At 62.9% G+C, this 12,429-nt stretch carries 15 protein-coding genes; 12 read left to right on the top strand and 3 right to left on the bottom strand.

Features of this window, described 5'->3' with window-relative positions; genetic code table 11:
- Positions 1-77: 77 nt before the first annotated feature.
- Complete coding sequence (locus EO99_RS0102785; protein WP_029617123.1) at positions 78-653, bottom strand: invasion associated locus B family protein; 576 nt, start codon at positions 651-653, stop codon at positions 78-80.
- 307 nt (positions 654-960) lie between these two features.
- Between EO99_RS0102785 and coxB the strand changes: the two genes are divergently transcribed.
- From coxB to EO99_RS0102725, 12 genes are all read left to right on the top strand, one after another.
- Positions 961-1,851, top strand: coding sequence for a cytochrome c oxidase subunit II (gene coxB / locus EO99_RS0102780; protein WP_029617122.1), 891 nt, complete (start codon positions 961-963; stop codon positions 1,849-1,851).
- Positions 1,852-1,866: 15 nt separating this feature from the next.
- Entirely contained in the window at positions 1,867-3,567 is a 1,701-nt protein-coding gene (ctaD, locus tag EO99_RS0102775) for a cytochrome c oxidase subunit I (RefSeq protein ID WP_029617121.1), read from the top strand.
- 56 nt (positions 3,568-3,623) lie between these two features.
- Positions 3,624-4,580, top strand: a complete 957-nt coding sequence (cyoE, locus tag EO99_RS0102770; protein WP_029617120.1) for a heme o synthase — start codon at positions 3,624-3,626, stop codon at positions 4,578-4,580.
- Positions 4,577-4,717, top strand: a complete 141-nt coding sequence (locus EO99_RS27295; protein ID WP_156034605.1) for a hypothetical protein — start codon at positions 4,577-4,579, stop codon at positions 4,715-4,717. The genes cyoE and EO99_RS27295 overlap by 4 nt, the downstream gene beginning before the upstream one ends.
- Positions 4,718-4,721: 4 nt before the next feature.
- Complete coding sequence (locus tag EO99_RS0102760) at positions 4,722-5,333, top strand: cytochrome c oxidase assembly protein (RefSeq protein ID WP_029617118.1); 612 nt, start codon at positions 4,722-4,724, stop codon at positions 5,331-5,333.
- Between the two features lie 50 nt (positions 5,334-5,383).
- Complete coding sequence (locus EO99_RS0102755; RefSeq protein ID WP_029617117.1) at positions 5,384-6,259, top strand: cytochrome c oxidase subunit 3; 876 nt, start codon at positions 5,384-5,386, stop codon at positions 6,257-6,259.
- Between the two features lie 94 nt (positions 6,260-6,353).
- Complete coding sequence (locus tag EO99_RS0102750) at positions 6,354-7,115, top strand: SURF1 family protein (protein ID WP_037111000.1); 762 nt, start codon at positions 6,354-6,356, stop codon at positions 7,113-7,115.
- Positions 7,116-7,192: 77 nt separating this feature from the next.
- A complete protein-coding gene (gene ispH, locus EO99_RS0102745; RefSeq protein ID WP_029617115.1) occupies positions 7,193-8,209 on the top strand; it encodes a 4-hydroxy-3-methylbut-2-enyl diphosphate reductase in 1,017 nt (338 codons plus the stop codon).
- Between the two features lie 96 nt (positions 8,210-8,305).
- Positions 8,306-9,283: a homoserine kinase gene (locus tag EO99_RS0102740; RefSeq protein ID WP_029617114.1), complete on the top strand. Its 978-nt coding sequence runs from the start codon at positions 8,306-8,308 to the stop codon at positions 9,281-9,283.
- Positions 9,280-9,720: a ribonuclease HI gene (gene rnhA, locus EO99_RS0102735; RefSeq protein WP_029617113.1), complete on the top strand. Its 441-nt coding sequence runs from the start codon at positions 9,280-9,282 to the stop codon at positions 9,718-9,720. The genes EO99_RS0102740 and rnhA overlap by 4 nt, the downstream gene beginning before the upstream one ends.
- Before the next feature lie 59 nt (positions 9,721-9,779).
- Positions 9,780-10,589, top strand: coding sequence for an endonuclease/exonuclease/phosphatase family protein (locus EO99_RS0102730; protein ID WP_029617112.1), 810 nt, complete (start codon positions 9,780-9,782; stop codon positions 10,587-10,589).
- 71 nt (positions 10,590-10,660) lie between these two features.
- The gene (locus EO99_RS0102725; RefSeq protein ID WP_029617111.1) at positions 10,661-10,969 is read left to right on the top strand and encodes a Dabb family protein; all 309 of its coding nucleotides are present in this window, start codon (positions 10,661-10,663) and stop codon (positions 10,967-10,969) included.
- A gap of 55 nt (positions 10,970-11,024) precedes the next feature.
- Here EO99_RS0102725 and EO99_RS0102720 read toward each other — a convergent pair whose 3' ends face one another.
- Together EO99_RS0102720 and EO99_RS0102715 are read right to left on the bottom strand one after the other, a co-directional pair.
- The gene (locus tag EO99_RS0102720) at positions 11,025-11,510 is read right to left on the bottom strand and encodes a peroxiredoxin (RefSeq protein ID WP_029617110.1); all 486 of its coding nucleotides are present in this window, start codon (positions 11,508-11,510) and stop codon (positions 11,025-11,027) included.
- A gap of 56 nt (positions 11,511-11,566) precedes the next feature.
- Positions 11,567-12,421 (bottom strand): protein-disulfide reductase DsbD domain-containing protein, encoded by an 855-nt coding sequence (locus EO99_RS0102715; protein ID WP_029617109.1) that lies wholly within the window; start codon positions 12,419-12,421, stop codon positions 11,567-11,569.
- Positions 12,422-12,429: the final 8 nt, after the last annotated feature.

Raw genomic sequence — 12,429 nt, 5'->3', positions numbered from 1 at the left:
CTTGTGCTCCTTCGCTTCCCTTTGTATGTCCGGAAGCGTTTCGACCGATGTAGGTCCGGCGGCAGGCCGAAGCAAGGTCAGGGCAGGGCGTCGTAGCCGGCGGCAAAGCCGTTGAGCTCGATCGGAATGCCGACGCGGTCCTGGTCCACCGATTCGCGCAGCGCGAAGACGGCGTTCGTCCCGGCCCGCAGGATCCGCATCAACTCGTCGTCGATCTCCACCTCCACATAGCAGCCCTCGGAGAAGCAGCGGGTGAAATAGGCGCGGCCGATGTTGTTGTTGTCGACGAAGAGTTCCATGCCGTCCTTGAGCAGCACGCCGAGCGGCGCGAGGATGCGCAGGATCTTTGCCTTCCGGTCGGCGGTCTTCAGGATAACCACCGAAAGCCCGACTTCCGGGCGGTCTTCGGCGATGACGTTTTGCATCAGCGCGCATTGCTCGGTGGTGGCACCGGCGGGGCGGTCGCAGATGATCGACCAGGCGCCGTGATTTTCCCGGACCGTTCCAGGCTGCTGCGGCGACGTCGGCTGCGGCACTCGTTCCTGACTCGGCGCCTGCGGAACCGGCGCAGCAGGCTGCTGGGCCCCTGCGGGAAGCGACGAGCCGGCAACGGCAGCCGCGAGACAAGCGGCGATGATCGAAGAACGACCCATGGAACCCCCTAGATGGCGAATCGGTGCGCTATTCATGGCGTTCGCCGCCCGAAATGAAAAGCCCCGCCCTCATTCCAATGGAGTGAGGCAAAAATGGGACCCGGGTGGATCTGTGCCGTTGCCGGAGGATGTCGAAAGGCGCTAAAACACGTTTCGGCATATGCATTTGACAGAGCGCAAAAATGCCGCACGGGGTTTTCCCGCAAGATATTGCGGCAACCGGCAAACTGTGATTGAAGCAGACCACATAGCCTGGATTCTGCGTTTCGATTTGACTGAGATCAAACGCCTGAGGAGAATAGTTGTGATGAACAGAGCTCTTGCGGTGATGACGGCGCTCATCTGTCTGCTTTTTGCTTCTGCCGGTTTTGCCGACCAGCCGACGCCGTGGCAGGTGGACCTGCAGGCCCCGGTCACCCCGATCATGCAGGAAATCAAGTGGTTCAATAACTACACCCTGTGGTTCATTGTCCCGATCACCTTCCTGGTGCTCATCCTTCTGGTGGTCGTGGTCATGAAGTTCCGCGCCAGCGCCAACCCGGTGCCGTCGCGCACCAGCCACAACACGCTGATCGAGATCTTCTGGACCATCGGTCCGGTTCTCGTGCTCTTCTTCATTGCAATTCCGTCGTTCAACCTGTTGAACGCCCAGCTGACGATGCCGACCAATCCCGACTTGACGGTTAAGGCGACTGCGACGCAGTGGCTCTGGAACTACGAGTACGAGGGTGCAGAAGAGCCGCTGGCCTTCGATTCCTACATGTTGCAGGACGCCGACCGCGCCGAGATCGGCAAGGAAGATGTCGCGGCCTATCCGCGCCTTCTGGCCGTCGACAACGAGATGGTCGTCCCGGTCAACAAGACTGTCCGGCTTCTGGTAACGGCTGCGCCGACCGACGTCATCCACGCCTTCGCCATGCCTGCCTTCGGTCTGAAGATCGACGCCGTGCCGGGTCGCTTGAACGAAACCTGGTTCAGGGCCGAAAAAGAAGGTCTGTACTACGGGCAGTGCTCCGAGCTTTGCGGCAAGGACCATGCCTTCATGCCGATTGCCATCCGTGTTGTCTCCGACGAGCAGTATGCTCTCTGGGCGGCGGCTGCGCAGGAGGACCTCACCGGTGCCAACCGTGCGCTCATGGCGTCGGCCGGTCAGCCGACTGAAGCTGGCGTCCGCGTCGCGGCGACCGAAAACAACTAACGAGGAGTGAGGACAATGGCTGGACCAACTGCTCACGACGATCATGCTCATCCTCGCGATGCCTCGCACGGCGATGCACACGCGCACGGACACCACGACCATAAGCCGGGCTTCGTCAACCGCTGGTTATTCTCGACCAACCACAAGGACATCGGCACCCTCTACCTGATCTTCGCGATCACTGCGGGTATCGTCGGCGGCCTGATGTCCGTCGTCATGCGCATGGAGCTGCAGGAGCCGGGCATCCAGATCTTCCACGGCCTCGCCGCGATGGTCTACGGCTTCGAAGGCGATGCTGCCATCGATGGCGGCAAGCACATGTACAATGTCTTCACCACGGCACACGCCCTGGTGATGATCTTCTTCATGGTCATGCCGGCCCTGATCGGTGGTTTTGCCAACTGGATGATCCCGATCATGATCGGTGCTCCGGACATGGCCTTCCCGCGCCTGAACAACATCTCGTTCTGGCTGCTGCCGCCGTCCTTCCTGCTCCTCCTGCTCTCGCTCTTCGTGGAAGGCCCTGCCGGTGCCTACGGCGCAGGCGGTGGCTGGACGATGTATCCGCCGCTGTCGTCGGCCGGTCATCCGGGACCCGCGGTCGATCTGGCGATCTTTGCCCTGCATGTCTCCGGTGCATCGTCGATCCTCGGCGCCATCAACTTCATCACCACCATCCTCAACATGCGCGCGCCCGGCATGACGCTGCACAAGATGCCGCTGTTCGGCTGGTCCGTGCTCGTCACCGCCTTCCTGCTGCTTCTGTCGCTTCCGGTTCTGGCTGGCGCCATCACCATGTTGCTGACGGACCGCAACTTCGGCACGACCTTCTTCTCGCCCGAAGGCGGCGGTGACCCGATCCTCTACCAGCACCTGTTCTGGTTCTTCGGTCACCCTGAGGTGTACATCCTGATCCTGCCCGGCTTCGGCATCATCAGCCACATCATCTCGACCTTCTCCAAGAAGCCGGTCTTCGGTTACCTGGGCATGGCCTACGCCATGGTCGCGATCGGCGCCGTCGGCTTCATCGTCTGGGCCCACCACATGTACACGGTCGGCCTGTCGCTCGACGCGCAGCGCTACTTCGTGTTCGCCACGATGGTGATCGCGGTTCCGACCGGCATCAAGATCTTCTCGTGGATCGCAACGATGTGGGGTGGTTCCTTGACCTTCCGCACGCCGATGATCTGGGCGATCGGGTTCATCTTCCTGTTCACCGTCGGCGGCGTCACGGGCGTCCAGCTCGCCAACGCCGGCCTCGACCGCTCGCTGCATGACACCTATTACGTCGTGGCCCACTTCCACTACGTCCTGTCGCTCGGCGCCGTCTTCGCGATCTTTGCGGGCTGGTACTACTGGTTCCCGAAGATGAGCGGCTACATGTATTCCGAAAGGCTCGGGAACTTGCACTTCTGGGTCATGTTCGTGGGCGTGAACCTCGTGTTCTTCCCGCAGCACTTCCTCGGTCTTGCCGGTATGCCGCGCCGTTACATCGACTATCCGGATGCCTATGCAGGCTGGAACTACGTCTCGTCGATGGGCTCCTACCTGTCCTTCGTCGGCGTCCTGATCTTCCTGTATCTGACATGGGAAGCCTTCGCCAAGAAGCGTATCGCCGGCGACAATCCCTGGGGCGAGGGCGCCAGCACCCTCGAATGGCAGCTGTCTTCGCCACCGCCGTTCCACCAGTGGGAACAGCTTCCGAAGATCCGCTGATCAGACAGACAGGGCACCGCGCCAGCGGTGCCCTGAAACCAAGACAGGACGGCATGATGACGGTAATAGACAATCACGAAGCAGTAGGTCTGGACGGGGGTTTCCACCTGTCGGAAGCCGGTGCTCGCGATTTCTTCGAGCTCCTGAAGCCCCGCGTCATGTCGCTCGTGGTCTTCACGGCCTTCGTTGGCCTGATCCTTGCGCCGGGTGAGATCAACCCGGTTCTCGGCCTGATTTCAATTCTCTGCATCGCCGTCGGCGCCGGCGCCTCCGGTGCGCTCAACATGTGGTACGACGCCGACATCGACGCGATCATGTCGCGCACGGCAAAGCGTCCCATTCCGACCGGCCGGATCGAGCCGCGGGAGGCGCTTGCCTTCGGCCTGACGCTCTCCGTCTTTTCGGTCATCATCCTCGGCCTGGCGGTCAACTGGTTCGCCGCCGCGCTTCTCGCCTTCACGATCTTCTTCTATGCCGTCGTCTACACGATGTGGCTGAAGCGCTCGACGCCGCAGAACATCGTCATCGGCGGCGCTTCCGGCGCCTTCCCGCCGATGCTCGGCTATGCCTGCGTCACCGGCGGCGTGACGCTCGACAGCATCCTTCTCTTCCTGATCATCTTCCTGTGGACGCCGGCACACTTCTGGGCGCTCGCCCTGTTCAAGATGCGCGACTACGGCTCCGTCGGCATTCCGATGATGCCGAACGTCGCCGGCGAGCGGTCCACCAAGACCCAGATGGTCGTCTACACCGTGCTGACTGCGGCGGTCGCCGTCGGCCCCTATTTCACCGGCCTCGCGGGGATCGGCTATGGCCTGTTTGCCGCCGTCCTCAGCGCCGTCTTCATCTACTGTTCCATCGCCGTCTGGCGGATGCCGGACGGCGATGAGAAGATGGTCGCGGCAAAGAAGATGTTCGCCTATTCCGTCTTCTACCTGTTTGCGATCTTCTCGGCGCTGCTCGCGGACCACTTCGCGGCCGGGCTCTTCAACCTCGCAGGAGGTCTGCTGTGATCGAAACCGTCAAAGTCACCGAAAAGCAGAAGAAGTCGCGCCGCAACCGCAATGTCGCGCTTGGACTCGTCCTGGCCGGACTCGTGCTGCTTTTCTACGTCATCACGCTCGTCAAGGTTGGCGGGCTGGGGAACTGAGGAGATGACGATGAACCCTGCTTCGAAGCCTCAGCAAAGCAAGCGCCTCGGCAACGGCGCGATCATGGCGCTCTGCTTCGTCTTCGCCGGCGGCATGGTCGGCATGGCCTATGCGGCCGTTCCACTCTACCAGCTGTTCTGCCAGGTCACCGGCTACAACGGAACGACCCAGCGGACCGAACAGTACTCCGACACCATTCTCGAGCAGACGATGCCGGTCACCTTCGACGCCAATACGTCGAACGGTCTGAACTGGGAGTTCAAGGCCGCCAAGGGTATCGTGCCGAAGATCGGCGAAACCGTTCAGGTCAACTTCACCGCGAAGAACCGCTCCAGCCAGCCGACCACCGGCACGGCCGTCTTCAACGTGACGCCGATGGAAGCCGGAGCCTATTTCAACAAGGTGGAGTGCTTCTGCTTCACCGAGACGACGCTTCAGCCCGGCGAGACGCTGGAAATGCCGGTGGTGTTCTTCATCGATCCGGAGATCACCAAGGCCGAAGAGACGAAAAACATCAAGACGATCACGTTGTCTTACACTTTCTACCCTGCGCAACCCGCAAAGCCGGTTGCAGCAGTGCAGGAAAAGGGTAAGTCAGCCAATGGGCAACTTTGAGAGGTTCTGCCGGTTCGCCGACAGAGAAGCATGGACCTGGGGATTCTGACATGGCCGAAGCGCATCAGAAAAATCACGACTACCACATCATCGATCCGAGCCCGTGGCCGCTTCTGGCGTCCATCGGTGCCTTCGTCATCACGTTCGGCGGTGTCGGCTATATGCGCTACCTGAATGGTGGCTCGTTCGAGATGCTCGGCGTCAACTGGGCCTCGCCGTGGCTGTTCTACATCGGCCTGGCGATCATTCTTTACACGATGGTCGGCTGGTGGGGCGATACCATCAAGGAAGGCCGCGAGGGCGCCCACACCCGCGTCGTCTCGCTGCACCTGCGCTATGGCATGATCATGTTCATCGCCTCCGAGGTGATGTTCTTCGTGGCCTGGTTCTGGGCCTTCTTCGACGCCAGCCTCTATGCCAATGAGGCCATCCAGGCGACCCGGACGGAATTCCTGGGCGGACAGTGGCCGCCGGCCGGCATCGAGGTTCTCGATCCCTGGCACCTGCCGCTCTACAACACGGTCATCCTGCTCCTGTCGGGCACCTGCGTGACCTGGGCGCACCATGCCCTGCTGCACAACGACCGCAAGGGCCTCGTCAGCGGTCTTGCGCTGACGGTGGCGCTCGGTCTGCTGTTCTCCTTCGTGCAGGTCTACGAATACGCAACCGCACCCTTCGCCTTCTCCAACTCGATCTACGGCGCGACGTTCTTCATGGCCACGGGCTTCCATGGCTTCCACGTCTTCGTCGGCACGATCTTCCTGTTGGTCTGCCTGATCCGTGCCATGCGCGGTGGTTTTACCCCCACCAAGCACTTCGGTTTCGAGGCGGCTGCCTGGTACTGGCACTTCGTCGACGTCGTCTGGCTCTTCCTCTTCTTCTCCATCTACATCTGGGGTGGCTGGGGCGCGCCGCTCGCCCATTGATCCGGGCGATCACGATCACCAAGTTCAAGGGGGAGGGCGGCGTAAGCCGCCCTTCTGCTTTCGAGGGATTTGCATGACACGGGGCACGCACCAGATGACGGAAACACCGCGCAAATACGGTGGCGGACGAACCAAGATGGCGATCACCGGGGTTCTGGTGCTGGCGGTCCTGGCGGTCCTGCTGACACTCGGCACCTGGCAGGTCCAGCGGCTGCAGTGGAAGGAGCAACTGCTCTCCGACATGGCGGCGCGGCGCAATGCACCGCCGATCGGCGCCGAAGAGGTGGCCGCCATGCTCTCGCGCGGCGAGGACATCGAATACCGCACCATGCGCGTCAGCGGCACCTTCGACCACGGGGGGGAGCGGCATTTCTTCGCCACCCACAATGGCCAGCCCGGCTTTTACGTCTATACCCCCATGAGGCTGGAGGATGGGGCGGTTCTCTTCGTCAACCGCGGTTTCGTGCCCTATGATCTGAAGGACCCGGCGCTGCGGGCGCAAGGACAGGTCACGGGCGAAGTCACCGTCACCGGTTACGCCCGTGCCGAGCTTCTAGAGAAGCCGTCCGCCATCGTTCCCGAAAACGATCCGGCAAAGAACATCTTCTACTGGAAGGACCTGTCGACGATGACATCCACCACGGGGGTGGATGCAAACCTCGTGCTGCCCTTCTTCATGGACGTCGATGCCTCCCAGACCGTACCCGGCGGCCTGCCGCAGGGTGGGGTCACCCAGTTCTCCCTGGCCAACAATCACCTGCAGTATGCCGTCACCTGGTACGGGCTGGCGGGTGCGCTGGTGGTTGTCGTGATCGCTGTCGGCCTGCGCCGGCGAAAGCCGGATGATGCGGTCTGACGAAAGTTTTCCTTGGCGAGCGCGGACACGCTCGCCTATATGAACCACATCTGCCAATCACCAAGCAGCGGAACGGAATGAATATCCACGTCGATCAGCCAGTCGAAAAGCCGCCCTTGACGATCCGCCTCTGCGGCCCGCGCGGCTTCTGCGCCGGCGTCGATCGGGCGATCCAGATCGTCGTGCTGGCGCTGAAGGCCTATGGCGCGCCCGTCTACGTCCGCCACGAGATCGTCCACAACCGCTATGTTGTCGAAGGGCTGGAAGCCAAGGGCGCCGTCTTCGTCGAAGAACTCGACGAGATCCCGGCGGAGCACCGCCAGCAGCCGGTGGTCTTCTCCGCGCACGGGGTGCCGAAGTCGGTCCCTGAGGATGCCCAGGCCCGCAACCTCTTCTACCTCGACGCCACATGCCCGCTGGTGTCCAAGGTCCACAAGCAGGCCATGCGCCACCAGCGCCTCGGCCGTCATGTGATCCTGATCGGCCATGCCGGCCACCCAGAAGTCATCGGCACCATGGGCCAGCTGCCGGAAGGCACGGTCTCGCTGATCGAGACGATCGAGGACGCGGAAGTCTACGTCCCCGCAGATGCCGCCAACCTCGGCTTCGTGACGCAGACGACGCTCTCCGTCGACGACACGGCAGGCGTCATTGCAAAGCTGCATGAGCGCTTCCCGCTGCTGCAGGCCCCGGCGGCCGATTCGATCTGCTATGCGACCACCAACCGCCAGGATGCCGTCAAGGAAGCCGCCCCCGGCTGCGATCTCTTCATCGTCGTCGGCGCCCCTAATTCGTCCAACTCGAAGAGACTGGTGGAAGTGGCTTTGAGGGCAGGGGCGAAACAATCCATGCTGGTGCAGCGCGCCTCCGAGCTGGACTGGGACCAGATCGGCGCCATCGGTACGCTCGGCATTTCGGCCGGCGCTTCTGCGCCGGAGGTGATCGTCGAGGAGATCATCGAGGCCTTCCGTTCCCGCTATGCCGCGACGGTCGAGCTGGCGATCACCGCCGAGGAGACGGAGAACTTCCTGGTCAACAGGGAGCTGCGCAACGTGCCGCTCACCCGCGAAGACATGGCCTTCGTCAACGGGTGACGCGCCGGCCTCCGATAAGGTAGAACAGCCGATGATTCCTGCGGGAAGCGCCGCAGGGCGCCACTGCGGCAGCCCCCTGATCTGTGAGGACCCGAAGTGGCCGTTTATACCGACATGAGCGAAGACGACCTGAGAGCGTTTCTCACCCAGTACGACGTCGGCGAACTGACCTCCTACAAGGGCATCGCCGAGGGTGTCGAGAACTCCAATTTCCTGCTGCATACGACGCGCGAGCCGCTGATCCTGACGCTGTACGAAAAGCGGGTGGAGAAGGCGGACCTGCCGTTCTTCCTGGGGCTGATGCAGCATCTGGCGGCCCATGGGCTATCCTGCCCGCTGCCTCTGCCGCGCAGCGACGGGGAACTGCTCGGCGAGCTTTCCGGCCGCCCCGCCGCCATCATCACCTTCCTGGAAGGCATGTGGCTGAGGAAGCCGGAAGCACGGCATTGCCGCGAGGTGGGCAGGGCCCTGGCCACCATGCATGTTGCCGGCGAAGGGTTCCAGTTGAAGCGCCCGAACGCGCTGTCCCTGGAGGGCTGGAAAGGCCTGTGGCAGAAATCGGCCGAGCGCGCCGACGAGGTCGAACCGGGGCTGCTGGAGGAGATCACCGAGGAGCTCGCCTTCCTCGAGGCGCGCTGGCCGCGCGACCTGCCTTCCGGCGTCATCCATGCCGACCTGTTTCCCGACAACGTCTTCTTCCTGGGCGACGACCTCTCCGGGCTGATCGACTTCTATTTCGCCTGCAACGATTTCTACGCCTATGACGTCGCCATCTGCCTCAACGCCTGGTGCTTCGAGAAGGACGGCTCCTACAATCTCACCAAGGGCATGGCGCTGCTGGAGGGCTACCGGGAGGTGCGGCCGCTCTCGAAAGAGGAAATGGATGCGCTCGCGGTGCTTGCCCGCGGCTCGGCTCTGCGCTTCTTCCTGACCCGCCTCTACGATTGGCTGACGACGCCGGCCGGCGCTCTCGTGGTCAAGAAGGATCCTCTGGAGTACCTGAAGAAGCTGCGCTTCCACCGCGCCATCGTTTCCAGCGTTGAATATGGCCTAGCACCGGATATTGCATCATGAAGCACGTGGACATCTACACCGACGGCGCCTGCTCCGGAAATCCCGGTCCTGGCGGCTGGGGCGCCATCCTTCGCTATGGCGAGGTCCAGAAGGAACTCTTCGGCGGCGAGGCCGACACGACGAACAACCGCATGGAGCTCTTGGCCGCCATCACGGCGCTGGATGCGCTGAAGGACGCCTGCGAGGTCGATCTGCACACCGATAGCAAATACGTCATGGACGGCATCTCGAAATGGATCTTCGGCTGGAAGAAGAACGGCTGGAAGACCGCCGACAAGAAGCCGGTGAAGAATGGAGAGCTCTGGCAGGCGCTCGACAAGGCCAACCAGCGCCACAAGGTCAAGTGGCATTGGGTCAAGGGCCATGCCGGCCATCCGGAGAATGAACGGGCCGACGAACTGGCAAGGCTCGGCATGGCGCCGTTCAAGAAACGCTAGCCACCCGCATGGTGCGGCACGAAGGCGCCTGCGGGCATCCACGAGGGAGGGGTTGAACCATGACGCTGCGCATCATCTCCCTGAACGCCTGGGGCGGCCGTCTCCACGCACCTTTGATCGACTATCTGCGCGAGGCCGATCCCGACGTTCTCTGCCTGCAGGAGGTCACCCGCACCACCGGGCGCACGGACGGTTGGCTCCTCTACCGCGACGGCCCGCTGGAGCTGCCGCAGCGGGCCAACCTCTTTGCCGACCTCCGGACCGCCCTGCCGGATCACGATGCCTTCTTCGCCCCTGTGGCACGCGGTGACCTCTTCGATGGAGACGAAGTGGTGTCGTCGGAGTTCGGACTGGCGACCTTCGTCCGCAGCAGTCGCCCGGTCGTCGGCCAGGCGCTCTCCTTCGTGCACGGGGCCTATTCTGCGGATGACTGGGGTCCGCATCCCCGCTCGCGCAATGCCCATTGCTTCCGCATCTACAGCGCCGAGAGCCGTCGCTTTTTCACGGTCGCCCAGATGCATGGCCTGAGGGAACTGTCGGGAAAGCAGGACACGCCTGCCCGCATCGACCAGGCGCACGCCCTGGCAAGGGTGATCGATCAGGTGCGGCAGCCAAACGACGGCCTGATCGTCTGCGGCGATTTCAACGTGCTGCCCGACAGCCGGACATTCGAGATCCTGGGCGGGTTGGGGCTGACGGACCTCGTCACCGGCCGAGGCTTCACCGACACGAGGACCTCCTGGTACGAGAAGTCCGGTCGCTATGCCGACTACCTTCTTGTGGATGGCGGGGTCGACGTGCAGCGCTTCGATGTCGTCGCGGAGCCGGAAGTCTCCGACCATCGCGCCCTGCTGCTCGACATCGCCTGAATGCGCTTATCCTGTTGCCCTTCGTGGCGTTCTTCTTATTGTGCCCGGACGGGAGATTGCGGAGGTAGCAAATGATCCTTCATTGTGTGTTCTTGAGATTCAAATCTGCCCTGCAGTCCAGCGACAAGCAGGCGCTCTACGAGGAAGTGGCGGCGTTGAAGAGCGTGGTCCCGGGCATGCTGGAGGTCAAATACGGCCCCAACGTCTCTCCGGAGGGGCTGAACGGCGGCTTCCGCGACGGCTTTGTCGTCACATTCGAGAACGCGGATGCTCGCGACGCCTATCTCGTGCATCCGGAGCATGTGGCGGTCGGAGAGCGAATCGTCGCCTCCACGGACGGCGGACTGGCAGGGTTGCTCATCTTCGATCTTGAGGCCTGAAACAAAAAACGGAGCCAGCTGGCTCCGTTTTCATCTTGCCTTGAATCGCAGCTGCTCAGAGCTGTTCGATGATCGCGGCGGCGCTGGAGACGGTCGCCTGGCCGGGGCTCTCCTCGATGTTGAGGGATTTCACCACGCCGTCGTCGACCACCATCGAATAACGCTTGGAGCGGAGGCCGAGGCCGCCGCCGGAGAGGTCGATGTCGAGCCCGAGCGCCTTGGTGAAGGAGGCATCCCAGTCCGACAGGAAGTGGATCTTGCCCATGCCGCCGGAAGACTGCGCCCAGGCGCCCATGACGTGCCAGTCATTGACGGAAACGACGGCAATGTCGTCGACGCCGCGGGCGAGGATCGCATCACGGTTCTCCAGGAACCCCGGGAGGTGATTGAGCGAACAGGTGGGTGTGAAGGCGCCGGGGACGGCAAAGAGCACCACGCGCTTACCCTTGAACAGCTCATCGGTGCTGATTTCCACGGGACCATCCGTCGTCTTCTCCTTGAAGGTCGCGGCTGGCAGCTTGTCTCCGATAGCGATGGTCATGGGCAGGTCTCCTCTTGCGTCGGCGCCTTGGCCGGTGGGCGCACTATAGGTCCCTGCTAATTGAAGGCAAGCGAGGTTTCCATGGCGCGATCGCCGGCAATGACGAGAATTCCCCAGCGCTTGCCGCGCATGTCGTAATTCTTGGGAAGCTTCTCGATCGGGACCTCGAGCGCATAGTCCTCGCCATCCTGGCGCCCGTCCTTGCTGTCGAAGAAGACATGCCCCTGCGGCCCGGTGACGATGACCTGGGGTGGGGCGGCGAGGGCGCCCGGCAGGCGCAGCCTGAGGCGCAGCCTGTCGTTGCCGGTGAGCGCGTAATGGGTCAGCGCAAAGTCGCCTGAAGGGGCTTCGGGAAGCTTTGCCTCCGCCGATGCCAACAGCATGGCTTCCTGAACGGGCGTGGCGCCGGTACCGGCCAGCTGCAGGGCAAAATCCGCCTGGAAGGGGATACAGATGTTGCGGCAGAGACCGACGAAGGCGGACACGCCGATGATCAGGGGTTGTGCCGGGTTCTCGACGCGAAGCTCGAAGGGCAGGGTCACCGGATGGTCGTAGCCGATGTCGCGCAGCGTCCCGTTGTCGATACGCTTGGGCACGGGGTAATCGAGCCGGTCGAGCGTCACGCCGTCATCCGCAGAGACGATGAGCTGCGGCGGTATGCCGGCGTCGCCCGGCTCCTTCCAGTAGGTGATCCAGCCGGGGTTGGGCTCGATCTGTAAGGCACCACGCACGGTGCCGTCCGGGCTCGGGGGCAGGGCCACCAGCCGCATGCGCCCGCCCTCGTTCGTGGCCCAGTCGGTCATCTCTGCCTGCACCGGCACGGCGGACGCCAGCAGCAGGACGAGCAGCGAGGCGATCGAAGTCCTCGGCCGGCGGCTCGCGAAAACGTGTGTGGTTGGGTCAGTGGTCATGGAGGCAA

The sequence above is a fragment of the Pseudorhizobium marinum genome (assembly GCF_000705355.1).
Lineage (GTDB): Bacteria > Pseudomonadota > Alphaproteobacteria > Rhizobiales > Rhizobiaceae > Neorhizobium > Neorhizobium pelagicum.
The sequence above is the reverse complement of the archived record's forward strand: the minus strand, read 5'-3'. Positions and strand labels throughout refer to the sequence as shown.